The organism is Priestia sp. P5 (assembly GCF_029522155.1).
Lineage (GTDB): Bacteria > Bacillota > Bacilli > Bacillales > Bacillaceae_H > Priestia > Priestia megaterium_E.
Map to the genome: position 1 here is coordinate 305,211 of NZ_JAKWFJ010000002.1, position 15,520 is coordinate 320,730.

Sequence of the window (15,520 nt, forward strand, 5' to 3'; positions counted from 1 at the left end):
AAGAAGAGAAGAAAGGAGGAAGGAACTGATGTCAGCAAACACGATACAAACAGAGGAACACTCAGTTAAAAAACATATTCCGCTGCTAGTCGTACTTATGCTTGGATTGTTCTTGGCAATTTTAAACCAAACGCTGCTAAACGTTGCGATCCCGCATCTGATTACAGAATTTGGCGTTACGGCTAATACGGCACAGTGGTTGCTTACAGGGTATATGCTTGTAAATGGTGCACTTATTCCATTATCAGCGTATTTAATTGAACGTTTTGGCGTTCGTCGCTTATTCTTATTTGCGATGGCCTGCTTTACAATTGGAGCGCTTGTCTGCGGAATCGCGCCGACTTTCTCAATTATGCTAATTGGTCGTCTTGTTCAAGCAGTCGGCGGTGGCGTACTAGCACCTCTAGTTATGACCATTATCGTATTTATTTTCCCTCCTCATATGCGCGGAAAAGGAATGGGTATCTTTGGTTTAGCCATGATGTTCGCTCCTGCAATTGGACCGACGCTTTCAGGATGGGTTATTCAAAACTATGACTGGCATATTTTATTTACGGGAATGGTGCCATTAGGCGCGCTTGTACTTATTATTGCAGCTTTTAAATTAAAAGATATTAAACCGCCTCAAAATGTAAAAGTAGATCTAATTTCTGTGTTTACATCTCTGGCAGGTATGGCCTTGCTTTTATACGGCTTCAGTGAAGCTGGAAATGATGGATGGACGGACTCAGTTGTATTATCAACGATGATTGGTGGTATTGTCTTATTAATTATCTTTGTCGTACAGCAGCTTCGACTTAAAAGTCCATTACTTGATGTGAGAGTATTTAAATACAATATTTTCTCATTATCTAATATCATCAGTATTGCCATTACGATCAGCATGTATGCTGGTATGTTCTTATTACCGATTTATTTGCAAAACATCCGTGGCTATTCAGCGTTTGACTCAGGCTTATTAATCTTGCCTGGTGCACTTGTTATGTTAGTCATGTCACCGATTTCTGGTACGCTGTTTGATAAATTAGGACCGCGTCCACTAGGGATTGTCGGGATGTTGATTACGGTTGTAACAACATTTGAATTTACAAAATTAACGTTAGAAACACCGTTTAGTCATATTGTTATTATTTATATGATCCGTGCATTCGGTATGTCATTATTAATGATGCCAATTATGACAGCTGGATTAAATCAGCTGCCGGCAAAATTAAGCAGCCATGGTACATCTATGTCGAACACGCTTCGTCAGGTTAGTGGTTCAATCGGTATCAGTTTAATGACTACAATCTTTACAAATCGCACAACATATCATGTAAATGAAATGAGCAGTTCAATGAATACATCTGATCCATTCTTTATGAATAACTTCCAGGTATTTGTGCAAAAGATTGCTCAAACGCTTCATCTTTCTCAAACAGAGGCGCAAAAACAAGCTTTAACAACTTTAGCTGGAAAAGTTCAGGCGCAAGCAACTGTACAAGGGATTAACGACGCATTTTACTGGACAGTTATCATTGCCATTATTGGATTGATTTTAAGTTTCTTCCTACGTGATGTTCGTAAAGATCCAGTAGTCGAAGTGGAAGAAATAGAAAAAGAAACAACAGAAGATATTCGTATGTTACCGGCACCAAAAGATATGAACTCATAAGCAACGGAGGGATAAAGGATGAAAATTTGTATCGTATATGATAGTGAAGGCGGACATACAGAGGCATTAGCCAAAGCGATTGCTTCTGGCGCTGAGCTGTCTGGAGAAGCAACTGTATATGTAAAGCATGTAGAAGAAGCAGATGTACGTGAACTGCCTGAAATGGATGCTATTATTTGGGGCTGCCCAGGGCATTTTGGAACAATCAGTTCAGGGTTAAAAACGTGGATTGATAAATTAGGTTATTTATGGGCAGAAGGTAAATTAATCGATAAAGTAGGTGCGGTGTTCTGTACAACAGCTACAACGCACGGTGGCTTAGAAGCAACGCTTTTAAATTTAATTACACCGATGCTTCATCAAGGAATGGTTATCGCTGGCTTACCAGGTAACATTCCAGAAAATGCGCTGTACGGTACTTATTACGGTGTGGGAATTACTTGTCCAATCGAAGGTGACGAATTATTAACAGAGAACGACCAAGCGCTAGGTAAAGCGTTAGGAGAACGTGTTGTTCAAGTGACTAAACGAATGACACAAGGACAGTAGGTGACAGTATGTTAGGTATTTTACTGATCGTTGTAGCTGTGATTCTGGTTGTACTAATTATTACAATGAATGCTAAAGCATCATCTTCTAAGCGCCAGCGCACAGTTCCACCTAAAAAAGAAGCGGCTGCTTCAAATGCTTCTAAAGAGCCAAAAGTAGAAGAGAAAAAAGTGGCAGAAAAAAAACCTGCAGCACCAAAAGAAACACCAAAAGAAGAGCCAAAAGAGCCGCAGGCTAAGACGGAAACGAGAACATCTAGACATAAGAAAGAAAAAGATGTCATGAACGATGATATGTATCGTCAAGTGCTGCAAAAGTTTAGAGAAGGCGAAAAAGACGACACCGTTTTTACAAAAGAAGAACGTGACGTTATGAATGATGACGCTTTTCGTAAGGCTTTAAGATCGTTTAAGAAAAACGATAGTGAATGAGTTTCTTCTATTATAATAGTACGGAATAAAATAGATAGAAAATAGGTTATAAGCATTCTGCGAAACCAGCCGCTCTCCCCAGGTTCGGTTTCGCTTGGAGTGCAGCAGGGGGCTGACATGTTAACCATCGACTCCCTGATTATAAGAAAGGGGACGTCAAAACATGGAACAGCTCACATTTATTGAAGAGGTCCAGAGAATTTCGATATCCCTTAACAAAAAGGTAATGACAGAGATAAAAGAAAGGTTACTTTCACAAGGGATTACACCTTTTCAATATCATATCTTATTAATTATCGGTAAGTGCAATCACATTGGAGTAACCAAGCTGGCAGAAGAGATGCGCGTAAAGCCTAGTGCAATTACTCCTGTTATTAATCGTTTAATAGACTTAGAGTTAGTTTCACGCTATCACTCTAAAGAGGATCGCCGTAAAGTAAACATTGAGTTAACAGCTAAAGGTGAACAAGTGATTGAAGAAGCAAATGAAATTGTGCAAAAGATGATTGCTCATTTCTTTTCTTGCTATGAACCGAAAGATCAAGAGCAATTTTTGAAATTATTTAAGAAACTAGACGCTAATATCTAATGAAAGAAAAATCACTTCTTAATGAAGTGATTTTTTTTTGATAAAAAGATTGTCATCTTCACTTTTCCATGTTATCATTTGTGTAAACGGTTACATATATGAAGGGAGGGAAATAAAGTGGTAACAATTCGCGATGTAGCAAAAGAAGCAGGCGTGTCCGTTGCGACCGTTTCGCGCGTTTTAAACAGTACAGGATATGTAAAAGAAGACACGCGTGTGCGAGTAATGAATACAATTCAAAAATTAAACTACAGCCCTAACGAGGTAGCCCGTTCGCTTTATACACGTGAATCGCGTTTGATTGGTCTCTTGCTTCCAGACATTACAAACCCTTTTTTCCCTCAGCTTGCACGAGGAATAGAAGATGAAGTACATAGCCATGGATTTCGTTTAATTCTTGGCAATAGTGATGAGCAGTTAGAGAAAGAATTAACCTATCTCCAAACGTTTACGCAAAACCATGTAGTAGGGATGATCACGGCAACAACAAGTCTAGCTCAGAAACTATATGAAGGTCTTACATTTCCCGTCGTGTTTTTAGATAGAAGTTCTGATCAGTATCCATCCGTTTATGCTGATGGTTTTGAAGGTGGAAAACTTGCTGCAGAAGAAATAATCAAAAGAGGAAGTAAAAGAATTACACTTATCAAAGGTCCAGTAAATGTAAAGCCTGCTCAGGAACGTTTTCAAGGCTCTCTGTCTGTTTTGAGTCAGTCTGATGCAGACTTTTACGTATTAAATACAAATTCTCTAGCGTTTGACGATGCGCAGAAATGGGCAAAGGAAATCTTTCAAAAGTACCCGGAAACGGACGGGATTATTGCAAGTAATGACATTGTAGCCACAGCCGTTTTACACGAGGCATTTAGATTAGAAAAAAGCGTGCCTGATGATCTACAAGTAATTGGTTTTGATGATATTCCGCAAAGCCGCTTTTCGTTTCCAGCGCTGTCTACAATTCGTCAGCCTGCTTATGAAATGGGCAAGCAAGCAGCATGTCTGTTAATGAAATGCATTAAGAAAGAACCTTTAATTCAAAAGCAAGTACAACTACCCGTTACGTTTATTGAACGAAATACGACACGAAAGGTTGAGGAACATGGCTAAAGTAACTGTGATTGGAAGTTCATCAATGGATTTAGTAGTAACATCAAATATCCGTCCTGGAGCTGGAGAAACAGTGTTAGGACAATCATTTAAAACCGTTCCGGGAGGAAAAGGAGCGAACCAAGCTGTTGCAGCAGCCCGTCTTGGAGCTGATGTGAGCATGATTGGGTGTGTGGGCGAAGATCATTATGGAAAAGCAATCCTGGAGAATTTCAAATCAAACGGTGTATCTGTGGAAAATATGAAACCGGTTACAGGTTCAGAAAGCGGAACAGCTCACATTATACTGGCTGAAGGAGACAACAGCATTGTAGTTGTCAAAGGAGCAAACGATTATATTACTCCAGACTACGTAGAAAAAGCAAAAGAAAAAATTAAAGAAGCGGATATCGTACTTATTCAGCAAGAGATTCCAGAAGAAACGGTTGAATATGTTGCTCAGCTTTGTCAGGAACTTAAAGTACCGCTTTTGCTAAATCCAGCGCCTGCAAGACCATTAAAAGCAGAAGTGATTGAACAAGTTTCTTACATCACTCCAAATGAACATGAAGCAGAGCTTTTATTTGAAGGAAAAGAAAAAGAAGAAGTATTAAAACAGTATCCAAATAAATTGTTTATTACAGAAGGAAAACAAGGTGTACGCTATTTTAACGGCGAGAAAGAAGTATTGGTTCCTTCTTATCAAGTAGAAACGATTGATACAACAGGAGCAGGAGATACATTTAACGCAGCGCTTGCCGTGGCACTTGCCGAAGGAATGGGTTTTGAAAAAGGAATTCAGTTTGCTAATCGTGCAGCTTCGCTATCTGTCACTAAATTTGGTGCACAAGGCGGTATGCCGACTCGAAAAGAAGTGGAGGAGAGTCTGTAAATGAAACGTCACGGAATGATTAACAGTCATATTACGAAAATACTAACAGATCTAGGTCATACAGACACTATTGTCATTGCAGATGCAGGGTTACCTGTTCCGAGTGACGTGCCTAAAATTGATTTATCTTTAAAGCTAGGAGTGCCTAGCTTTGAAGAGGTAGTAGTAGCTGTGTTAGAAGATATGGCTACAGAAAAAATAGTGATTGCTTCTGAAATGAAAGAAAGAAATCAAAAGGCTTACGAGTTGATGGAAGAGCAAAACATCTTAGTAGAAGAAGTATCGCATGAACAATTAAAAATGCTGACAAGCAAAGCGAAAGTTGTGATTCGTACAGGAGAAGCAACTCCTTATGCAAACTGCATTTTACAAGCGGGAGTTATTTTTTAAAAGAGGTGAACAGCATGCATATTGCAATGAGAGGGATTCATAAAGCCTTTGGAGCCAACCGTGTACTAAGAGGCGTGGATTTTGAATTACATGAAGGTGAAGTTCACGCACTAATGGGTGAAAATGGAGCGGGGAAATCTACGCTGATGAATATTTTAACCGGCCTTCATAAAAAAGATGAAGGACAGATTCTGATTGATGGCAAAGAGACGTATTTTCAAAATCCAAAAGAAGCAGAACAAAACGGAATTACATTTATTCATCAAGAGCTGAACGTTTGGCCTGAAATGACGGTGCTTGAGAACTTATTTATCGGCAAAGAATTAAAAACGCCTTTAGGTTTTTTAAAAACAAAAGAAATGAAAGCGTTAGCAAAGAAGCAGTTTGAAAAATTAGCTGTGACCATTCCTCTTGATCAAGAAGCGGGACTTTGTTCTGTCGGACAGCAGCAAATGATTGAAATAGCCAAAGCGCTGATGACGAATGCAAAAGTTATTATCATGGACGAGCCAACCGCAGCGCTTACTGAAAGAGAAATTCAAAAGTTATTTGACGTAATTAATGCGCTGCGAAAACAAGGTGTATCGATTGTCTATATTTCACATCGTATGGAAGAGATTTTCGCTATTTGTGATTCCATTACGGTCATGCGTGACGGACAGACGGTAGACAAAAAGCCGATTCCAGAAACCAGCTTCGATGACGTTGTTCGAAAAATGGTAGGAAGAGAGCTAACGGATCGATTTCCTGCTAGGACATCTCCTAAGGGAGACGTTGTATTTGAAGCAAAGGGCTTGGAGAGAAAAGGTGTATTTCATGACGTTCATTTTTCGGTGCGATCAGGAGAAATTGTCGGTGTTGCGGGGCTAATGGGAGCTGGCAGAACTGAAATTATGCGCGCTATCTTCGGGCTTGATCCATTAGAAAAAGGCGAAATTATCTTAAATGGCAAACGGGTCAGTATCACAAAGCCCGACCAAGCCATTAAATTAGGTCTCGGGTTCATTACAGAAGATCGTAAAACAGAAGGGCTCGTCCTGAATTTTTCTATTCGAGAAAATATTGCGCTTCCAAGTCTATTTAGCTTTTCGCCAAAAGGTTTTATTGAACAAAAAAGCGAGCAGCAATTTGTAGATTTGCTTATTAAACGTTTAACGATCAAAACCGAGTCGTCTGAGACGAGTGCTGGTAACTTATCGGGAGGCAATCAGCAAAAAGTAGTTATTGCCAAATGGATTGGCATTGGACCAAAAGTGCTGATTTTAGATGAACCAACGCGAGGAGTTGACGTCGGGGCAAAGCGTGAAATTTATCAGCTTATGAATGAACTGACAGACAGAGGCGTGGCTATTATCATGGTGTCTTCAGAGCTTCCGGAAGTACTCGGCATGAGCGATCGCATTTTGGTTGTGCATGAAGGAAAAATAACAGGTGAACTGACAAGTGAAGAAGCAACTCAAGAAAAAATTATGACATTTGCAACAGGAGGTCAGTAAAATGAAAGCAAACACAGCGATAAAAGAAAATCGCGTTGATAACGTGATGCAAAAGCTAGGTCCGTTACTAGGTCTATTTATTCTTATTGTCATTGTATCAATTTTAAATCCAAGCTTTTTAGAACCTTTAAATATTTTAAACTTGCTGCGTCAAGTAGCCATTAATGCCTTGATTGCATTCGGTATGACATTTGTCATTTTAACGGGCGGAATTGATTTATCGGTTGGCTCTATACTTGCTTTATCAAGTGCGTTAATGGCAGGTATGATTGTGTCAGGTGTAGATCCTATTTTAGCTATTTTAATAGGATGTGTGTTAGGAGCTGTAATGGGTATGATTAACGGCTTGCTTATTACAAAAGGAAAAATGGCGCCGTTTATTGCAACGCTAGCGACGATGACAATTTTTAGAGGGTTAACGCTTGTTTATACAGATGGAAATCCGATTACGGGCTTAGGTGAAAACTATTACTTCCAGTTATTTGGCCGCGGCTATTTTCTAGGTATTCCTGTTCCGGCAATTACGATGGTACTAGCGTTTGCTGTCCTATGGGTGATTTTGCATAAAACGCCGTTTGGCCGCAGAACATATGCAATCGGAGGAAATGAAAAAGCAGCATTTATTTCAGGAATTAAAGTACCAAAAGTTAAGGTTATGATCTACTCACTAGCAGGATTATTGGCAGCGCTATCAGGAGCGATTTTGACTTCTCGTTTGAACTCTGCTCAGCCAACGGCAGGTACGTCTTACGAGTTAGATGCTATCGCTGCAGTAGTGCTAGGTGGAACAAGCCTTTCTGGAGGACGTGGACGCATTGTTGGAACATTAATTGGTGCGCTGATTATCGGAACGTTAAACAACGGTTTGAACTTACTCGGCGTTTCGTCGTTTTACCAAATGGTCGTAAAAGGAATTGTTATTTTAATCGCGGTATTAATTGATCGCAAAAAGTCAGCTTAGGAGGGAAAAACATGAAGAAAATTTGGCTCGTGCTATTATCATTTTCATTATTACTGTTAGGGGCTTGTTCACTTCAGCCTCCTGAGTGGGCGAAACCATCTGAAAGTAAAAATTTAAAAGATATTAAAATTGGTTTATCCGTTTCTACATTAAACAATCCGTTCTTTGTTTCGCTAAAAGAAGGGGTACAAAAAGAAGCAAAAAAACTGGGCATGGAAGTAGTTGTAGTAGATGCTCAAAATGATTCAGCAAAACAAATTAACGATGTAGAAGATTTAATGCAGCAAGGTGTTAACATTCTGCTTATTAACCCAACGGATTCAGCTGCTATTTCAACAGCTGTACAATCGGCTAATAATGTAGGCATTCCAGTTATTACGCTAGATCGTTCAGCAGAAAAAGGAAAAGTAGAAACACTGGTAGCTTCAGATAATGTAAAAGGTGGTCAAATGGCTGCTGATTACATTGTAAAAAAAGTAGGGGAGAAAGCTCAAGTAGCAGAACTTGAAGGCGTGCCGGGAGCTTCAGCAACTCGTGAAAGAGGAAAAGGGTTCCACAACGTTGCAGATCAAAAGCTAGATATTACGGCTAAACAGTCGGCTGATTTTGACCGTACAAAAGGCTTAAACGTTATGGAGAATGTTCTTCAAGGAAATCCTGGTATCAAAGCCGTATTTGCTCATAATGATGAAATGGCATTAGGAGCTATTCAAGCGATTAACAGCTCAGGAAAAGATGTGCTAGTAGTAGGGTTTGATGGAAACGACGATGCAATTAAAGCGGTAAAAGAAGGGAAGCTAGGAGCAACTGTAGCCCAGCAGCCTGTTTTAATTGGTAAACTTGCCGTAAAGTCTGCTAAAAATGTTCTTCAAGGCAAAAAGGTAGATAAGCAAATTCCAGTGCCTTTAAAACTAGTAACCTCTGACAAATAATGGTTTTATATGTGTTTAGAAAAAAGACGCTCATTTGATTTATGGGCGTCTTTTTATGTATATAAAGTGTAAAAAAGAAGTGAAAAAGTCACAACTTTATAAATAGTGTAGTAATTATGTAGGTGGAATTTATGTAATAAAAAGTAAAAAACACCGAAAAAAGACGGTAAAACACATAATTTTCTGTGAAAAATTTGTAATATACCTGTAATAATAAGCGTTTATTTCTATTTTTAAAGAGCAATTTTGCCCTGTTTATGACAAAAATATATCTTTTTTAATAAACAGTAAACCTCTCTATCAAGGGATTTTGGTGATGAATTCCCAGAAAGAGATTCTTGGTTATACAGATTATGGGAAACTTTTAACTGTATTGTAACATAAACAGATAGTTTTTTATGGTATAACTATGTCTATGAGGAAAGGGGACTATTACTTTATGAAAATTTTTAAGCGTATGACTCTTGCAGCAGTCACAGGAATTTTCTTCATGACCGGCATCACAGAGACTCACGCCCAATCGAATGAAGAAGCGCTCCAGAGTACTGAAAATAAAATTAAAGAAACAGAAAAGGCTGTTCAACAAAAAGAGAAAGAGAAACAGTCTATCAATTCAGATGTTCAAAACATTCAATCACAATTAAATTCATTACATACAGTAATCTCTAGCAATAAAAAAGAGTTAGCATCGACTGAAAAGCAGATTTCAGAAGCGAACAAAATGATTGAGAAAAAGAAAAAAGAAATTGTTTTGCTTCAGGAAAAAGTGTTAAGTCGTAAAGATATTATTGAAAATCGATTAGTTGCTTTGCAGCAAGACGATAAAACAAGCGTTGTTATTGATACATTAATGAATGCTGATAACTTTGGAGATTTTGTTGCACGTATGGGTGCTGTCACAACTTTATTGTCAGCAGATAATGATATTTTAAAGCAGCATCAAAATGATTTAGATCAAATTGAAAAAGATAAAAAAGAAATTGATAAGCAAGAAAAAGTATTAGAAGCAGCAAAAGGTAGCTTAGCGGCTAAACAAGCTGAATTAGATAAAAACGTTGCCAAACAAACAGCAACGTTAACAACTATGCAAGAAAAGTACAGCACGGTCGTAAATGAAATTGATGCAGCTTCTTCAGAAAAAGCAAGCCTTCAGTCTGAATTAACAGGCATTCAAGATAAGATTGCAAAAGAAAAAGAAGCAGCTCAAAAGCAAGCTGAGCAAGTGGCAAAACAGCAGGCAGCTGAAAAGGCTGAGGCTGATGCAGAAACAAAGCGTCAAGCTGAACTAGCAACGGTTAAAAAAGAAGTAAAAACAGAGCCAAAACAAGAAGTAAAAACAGCTGCGGCTACAGAGAAGAAAGCAGCCGTTTCTTCAGAGGCAAAAGAAACGAAAAAAGAAGAAAGCACACAAAAGCATTCTGGAAAAGAAATGTATGTAGAAGCAACAGCTTATACAGCTAATTGTGCAGGATGTAGCGGCGTAACAGCCACTGGACAAAATGTAAGTTCAGGCACTCATAAAATTATTGCGGTAGATCCATCCGTTATTCCATTAGGTTCAAAAGTATATGTAGAAGGATACGGAGTGGCAACAGCAGGTGATACGGGCGGTGCGATTAAAGGATATCGAATTGACGTATTAGTACCTTCTGAGTCAGCTGCAAAAGCATTCGGACGTCGTACAGTGAAAGTAACGGTGCTAAATTAAAGAAATAGGCTGAAAATATTTTAGTTGCAGGAAAATCCGAACGATGAATCGTTCGGATTTTTTTATTGTTGTAGTGAACGTAGTTTCATCTAGTTAGTTGCTTCTAGCTGTTGATTGAAGGGCAAGGCGAAGACTCCTGCGGGAAAAGCAGAAGTGATGAGACCCCGCAGGCGCGTAAGCGACGAGGAGGCTTATCGGCCACCCGTGGAAAGCGAAGCCTTGCATGGAAATCAACAGTGGTGTCACAAGTGATCTATACCAGCTCATTACTCCCAGTTGTTCGTCTTCGGATTAGGTGGATGGAGGTATGTCTCAATCTCTTTTTTGCATGTTTGGTGAGCAAGTTGCTAGCTAATCTATACTCTTTTCGTTACCATACAATAAAGTAAATGGAAGAAAAGGAGTGGGTAAAATGAAGATAGTCGATCCAGCGATACAAAGTGCAAAAGACAATTATCATTTGTTAACAGGGGTGGTCATTCCCCGGCCGATTGCGTTTGTTACAAGTCAAAATGATGACGGTGTAGTGAATGCCGCACCGTTTAGTTTCTTTAATGTAGTTGCGGCAGAGCCTCCGCTGATTGCCGTTTCGGTTTCGAGAAGTGAAGGTCAAATGACGAAAGATACGGCCAAAAATATTAGTGCATCTAAAGAATTTGTAGTTCATCTTGTAGACGAAAACTTAGTGGAACAAGTGAATCAAGCGGCATCTTCTTATCCTTCTTCCGTGAGTGAAGTCGAAGAAACAGGGTTAACACTAGCACCGAGCAAAAAAGTGCAGGTTCCCGGAATTCAAGAAGCCAGCATTCGGATGGAATGTAAGCTTCACCAAATTGTTCCATTAGGAACGGATGAGGCATACAGCTCGGATTTGTTTATCGGTGAAGTTGTGATGTTTCATATTAGTGAAAAAGTGATAGAAAACGATCGCGTTTCTGCAGAACGTGTGAAGCCGGTCAGCCGACTTGCGGGTTCTAACTATAGTAAATTGGGGCAATTATTTTCCTTAGAACGTCCCAAATAAGCAAGAAAGTGTTACTTATGTAGCAAAAAAATAGTATACATTGGATTTTTTTAAATAAGCGATTGTGTTCTGTTTCAACAACGACAGTACATTCGCTTTTTTTCATGAACGAAAAAGTTAATAGAAACCATAATAACAAAATCAATTTAGAAAAAGGCAAAAATGTAAGGTTTTTGCCTTTTATATTTACCATTGAGGAAAAGGGTATTCATTCATATAATTTAGATTAAGTAAATTGTATACGCTTTCAATATACAGAATTATTTTTCAATAATTCTCTCGAGAAAGAGTCATGAGCGTTTACAAAAAAACTTGCCACGCTAGGAGACGAGATTATAGGAGGGGTATTCATTGAAACGTTGGTTTAGTTTAATCAGTTTTGCACTCATTTTAACCCTAGTACTTGCAGGATGCGGAGGAAAGTCCGCTAATGAAACAAGTGGTAGCGGTGGAAAAGAAGTTGTTGCATGGGCTTGGAATATTAACGTACCGGTATTAAAGAAAGCAGCAGCAGAATACCAAAAAGAGAATCCAGGATTTAAATTAAAAGTAGTGGATATGGGACGTGAAGACGTTTATTCAAAATTAACAACAGGATTGCAAGCTGGCGGAAAAGGTCTTCCTGACATCGTATTAGTAGAAGACGATCGTTTCCAAGGATACTTGGATGCATTTCCAAAAGCATTTTTAAACCTATCTAAAAAAGGGTTCGATAAACAAGAAGATAAGTTTCCAGAGTTTAAGAGAGCTCTTTTATCAAAGGATGGAGACATGTACGGCTTCCCGTTTGATGCAGGTCCAACAGGGGTTTTCTATCGCACAGATTACTTTGAAAAAGCAGGCGTAGATCCAAATAGCATCAAAACATGGGATGATTACATTGCGGCTGGTAAAAAAATTAAAGAAAAAGTTGGCGTTGATTTATTAGGATTAGATTTTAATAATGACGATGGCTTATTCCGAATGGCGCTTACGCAGCAAGGTACGTTCTATTTTAATGACAAAGGAAAATTAAATTTAACTTCTAAAGAAGCGAAAAAAGCAATGGAATTAAATAAGAAGTTAAAAGAAGCAGGCATTGTTAAAAATACAGTGGGATGGGATGCTTCAATCAGTGCTTTAGCAGAAGGTAAAGTAGCAAGTTCACCATCTGGTGCTTGGCTATCCGGTTCTATTACGCAACAAGCTCCAGATTTAAAAGGAAAATGGGGAGTGTTTTTATTACCGTCGTTTGAAGAAGGAGGCAACCGTGCTTCTAACTTAGGCGGAAGCAACTATGTGATTTCAGCAACTAGTCAAAAAGCAGATGAAGCGTACAAATTTATGGAGTATTTCTCAACAACGGATAAAGTTCAAGAAGAAGCGATGAAGGGCGGATTATTCCCATCATTAAATACCGTATATTCTTCAAAATTATTCACTGCACAAGATGAGTACTTTAACAATCAAACGATTTGGAAAACATTTGCAGATGAAATGAAAGATATTAAGCCAGTTAACTTTACGGGCAATTACTCAGTTGCAAACAGTGAAGCAGTCAAAGCTGTGTCAGAAGTAACAAATGGTAAGGGCGTTAAAGACTCGCTTGAAGCAGCTCAAAAACGCTTAGAAAACCGAATTCAAAAATAATCAAGAAGCATAGAAGGTGATTTTTAGAAAATTGCCTTCTATCTCTTCTTCTTGCGGTACTAGGAGGTCATCATGAAGACAAATAAATCATTGCCTTACTTATTTATTGCTCCAGCACTTTTGCTGTTTGCGCTGTTTACCATCTACCCTATTTTTTCATCTTTTATTCTAAGCTTTCAGAGCATGGAAGGCGGAAAGTATGTATTTACCGGGCTATCAAACTATACACGATTGCTTGGAGATGATATTTTCTGGAAAGCGCTTGGAAATACCGGCATTATTTTAATCGTTCAAGTGCCCGTAATGATTTTATTAGCACTTGTACTAGCTAACGCGTTAAACAGTCAGCTTTTAAGACTAAAAGGTTTTTTCCGAGTTTCATTTTTCTTGCCGGCAGTAACGTCACTAGTTGCCTATTCTATTTTGTTTTCAATCATTCTTCAAGATGAAGGAATAATGAATACTATTTTAGGTTTTTTTGGCATCGATGCCATTCAGTGGCTGGGAGATCCATTCTGGGCTAAAGTCTCAATCATCGTTGCGATGACTTGGAGATGGACAGGTTATAACATGGTTATTTTTCTAGCAGCTCTTCAAAGTTTATCTCATGAAGTTTACGAAGCAGCTGACTTAGACGGGGCAAACCGAATTCAAAAGTTTTTCCACGTAACGGTTCCACAATTAAAACCCGTTATCTTATTTGCTACTATTTTATCAACAATTGGCACGCTTCAATTGTTTGACGAACCTTTTAACTTAACAAAAGGCGGCCCTGCTGATTCCACGATGACGCTAGGCTTATATATTTATCAAAATGGCTTTAAATATTTTGATTTTGGATATGCTTCAGCCATTGCGTACGTTGTTGTATTATTAGTCGGTATTTTAACGTTCTTCCAATTTAAATTTACGGGTGATAAATCATGAGTGTATTAGAGAGAGTAGAAGCAACCGCAGTAGCTACCGTGCCTAAGGTTAAAAAGAAAAGTAACATCATGCGCAAAATAGGATTATACAGCATGCTTGGGCTGTTCACGATTATTTCTATTTTTCCTTTTTACTGGATGATTATCGGCGCTACGAATGAATCAGGAAAAATGTTTACAAACCCTCCAACGCTGAAGCCTGGCGATCAATTTATGACAAATCTACAAAATTTAAATGCTTCAATTGATTTAGGGCGCGTCTTTTTTAACTCAGTATTTGTTTCAGTCGTGTATGTGATTGTAGCTTTAATGGTCTGCTCCACAGCTGCATATGCGCTATCTAAATTTGAATTCAAAGGCCGAAACGCAATTTTCACTACGCTTTTATTGTCTATGATGATTCCATATCAAGCAACGCTCATTCCGCTTTTTCAGCTGATGTCGAATTTTAATTTGCTTGATACGTATTTTGCTCTTATTGTTCCGCAGCTGTGCTTTCCGTTTGCTATCTTTTTATTACGTCAGAACTTTTTAGCTTTTCCAACGGAACTTATTGAAGCAGCTCGTTTAGACGGAGCTGGAGAGATGAGAATCTTTTTAACTATTGTGCTTCCTTCTATGAAGCCTGCTATGGCTGCAGCAGCTATTTTCTTATTTATGACACAGTGGAATAACTTTATGTGGCCTCTAGTTGCGACTACATCTAACGAAATGGCTACATTGCCAGTTGCTCTTTCAAGCTTAATTGGCTTATCGATTATTGATTACGGTCAAGTAATGATGGGAGTAACGATTGCAACCATTCCAATCATTGTATTCTTCCTGGCACTTCAGCGTCATTTTATTTCAGGAATGCTTGGAAGTGCAGTAAAATAAAAATCAGCAGAGGCTGAGATAAAAGTATATTATTTAAAGGAGGGTCCGAACGAATTTAATTGTTGATCGAGAATCAAATTCGTTCGGATTTTTCATTCTTAGGATGAACGTAGGTTTAATTGTAGTTAATTGCTTCTAGCTGTTGATTGGAGGGCAGGACGAAGACTCCTGCGGGAAAAGCGGAACAGGTGAGACCCCGCAGGCGCGGAAGCGACGAGGAGGCTCACCGGCCGCCCGCGGAAAGCGAAGTCTTGAACGGAAATCAACAGCTGTGTAACAAGTAATTCATACTAGTTCAATTATTCACCTTGTTCGTCTTTGGATTGGATTGATTTAGCTATATTTCAATCACTTTCTTAATGAACAGGGGGAGAGAA

Annotated in this window: 17 protein-coding genes; all 17 read left to right on the top strand. The window is 38.7% G+C overall.

From position 1 onward, the window contains the following. Positions 1-28: 28 nt before the first annotated feature. The 17 genes from MMB69_RS18420 (at position 29) to MMB69_RS18500 (ending at position 15,420) form a co-directional block, all read left to right on the top strand. Positions 29-1,654, top strand: a complete 1,626-nt coding sequence (locus MMB69_RS18420; RefSeq protein ID WP_153252008.1) for a DHA2 family efflux MFS transporter permease subunit — start codon at positions 29-31, stop codon at positions 1,652-1,654. An 18-nt stretch (positions 1,655-1,672) separates the two neighbouring features. After that, positions 1,673-2,203, top strand: coding sequence for an NAD(P)H-dependent oxidoreductase (locus MMB69_RS18425; RefSeq protein ID WP_014461382.1), 531 nt, complete (start codon positions 1,673-1,675; stop codon positions 2,201-2,203). An 8-nt stretch (positions 2,204-2,211) separates the two neighbouring features. Further along, positions 2,212-2,634 carry a hypothetical protein gene (locus MMB69_RS18430; protein ID WP_269870515.1) on the top strand — a complete coding sequence of 141 codons (423 nt, stop codon included), beginning with the start codon at positions 2,212-2,214 and terminating at the stop codon, positions 2,632-2,634. Positions 2,635-2,797: 163 nt separating this feature from the next. Next, positions 2,798-3,223, top strand: a complete 426-nt coding sequence (locus MMB69_RS18435) for a MarR family winged helix-turn-helix transcriptional regulator (protein ID WP_025749713.1) — start codon at positions 2,798-2,800, stop codon at positions 3,221-3,223. Positions 3,224-3,340: 117 nt separating this feature from the next. Continuing rightward, on the top strand, positions 3,341-4,330 hold the full coding sequence (locus MMB69_RS18440) for a LacI family DNA-binding transcriptional regulator (RefSeq protein WP_116742219.1): 990 nt from the start codon (positions 3,341-3,343) through the stop codon (positions 4,328-4,330). Continuing rightward, positions 4,323-5,201, top strand: a complete 879-nt coding sequence (rbsK, locus tag MMB69_RS18445) for a ribokinase (protein ID WP_221813405.1) — start codon at positions 4,323-4,325, stop codon at positions 5,199-5,201. Before MMB69_RS18440 ends, rbsK begins: the two co-directional genes overlap by 8 nt. Then, positions 5,202-5,591 (top strand): D-ribose pyranase, encoded by a 390-nt coding sequence (rbsD, locus tag MMB69_RS18450; protein WP_269870516.1) that lies wholly within the window; start codon positions 5,202-5,204, stop codon positions 5,589-5,591. A gap of 14 nt (positions 5,592-5,605) precedes the next feature. Next, positions 5,606-7,087, top strand: coding sequence for a sugar ABC transporter ATP-binding protein (locus tag MMB69_RS18455; protein ID WP_277448169.1), 1,482 nt, complete (start codon positions 5,606-5,608; stop codon positions 7,085-7,087). A gap of 1 nt (position 7,088) precedes the next feature. Beyond that, positions 7,089-8,048, top strand: coding sequence for a ribose ABC transporter permease RbsC (gene rbsC / locus MMB69_RS18460; protein WP_025749709.1), 960 nt, complete (start codon positions 7,089-7,091; stop codon positions 8,046-8,048). Between the two features lie 11 nt (positions 8,049-8,059). Then, positions 8,060-8,980: a ribose ABC transporter substrate-binding protein RbsB gene (gene rbsB, locus MMB69_RS18465; protein ID WP_013055634.1), complete on the top strand. Its 921-nt coding sequence runs from the start codon at positions 8,060-8,062 to the stop codon at positions 8,978-8,980. 439 nt (positions 8,981-9,419) lie between these two features. Then, on the top strand, positions 9,420-10,688 hold the full coding sequence (locus MMB69_RS18470; protein ID WP_269870518.1) for a 3D domain-containing protein: 1,269 nt from the start codon (positions 9,420-9,422) through the stop codon (positions 10,686-10,688). Between the two features lie 110 nt (positions 10,689-10,798). Then, complete coding sequence (locus MMB69_RS18475) at positions 10,799-11,077, top strand: hypothetical protein (RefSeq protein WP_221783982.1); 279 nt, start codon at positions 10,799-10,801, stop codon at positions 11,075-11,077. A gap of 23 nt (positions 11,078-11,100) precedes the next feature. Then, positions 11,101-11,712 carry a flavin reductase family protein gene (locus tag MMB69_RS18480; protein ID WP_221783861.1) on the top strand — a complete coding sequence of 204 codons (612 nt, stop codon included), beginning with the start codon at positions 11,101-11,103 and terminating at the stop codon, positions 11,710-11,712. Positions 11,713-12,063: 351 nt separating this feature from the next. Next, positions 12,064-13,341: an ABC transporter substrate-binding protein gene (locus MMB69_RS18485; protein ID WP_221783863.1), complete on the top strand. Its 1,278-nt coding sequence runs from the start codon at positions 12,064-12,066 to the stop codon at positions 13,339-13,341. A gap of 72 nt (positions 13,342-13,413) precedes the next feature. Next, on the top strand, positions 13,414-14,268 hold the full coding sequence (locus MMB69_RS18490) for a carbohydrate ABC transporter permease (protein WP_014461372.1): 855 nt from the start codon (positions 13,414-13,416) through the stop codon (positions 14,266-14,268). A gap of 68 nt (positions 14,269-14,336) precedes the next feature. Further along, positions 14,337-15,143 carry a carbohydrate ABC transporter permease gene (locus MMB69_RS18495; RefSeq protein WP_013055640.1) on the top strand — a complete coding sequence of 269 codons (807 nt, stop codon included), beginning with the start codon at positions 14,337-14,339 and terminating at the stop codon, positions 15,141-15,143. Between the two features lie 142 nt (positions 15,144-15,285). Next, positions 15,286-15,420: a hypothetical protein gene (locus MMB69_RS18500; protein WP_260506668.1), complete on the top strand. Its 135-nt coding sequence runs from the start codon at positions 15,286-15,288 to the stop codon at positions 15,418-15,420. Positions 15,421-15,520 lie beyond the last annotated feature (100 nt).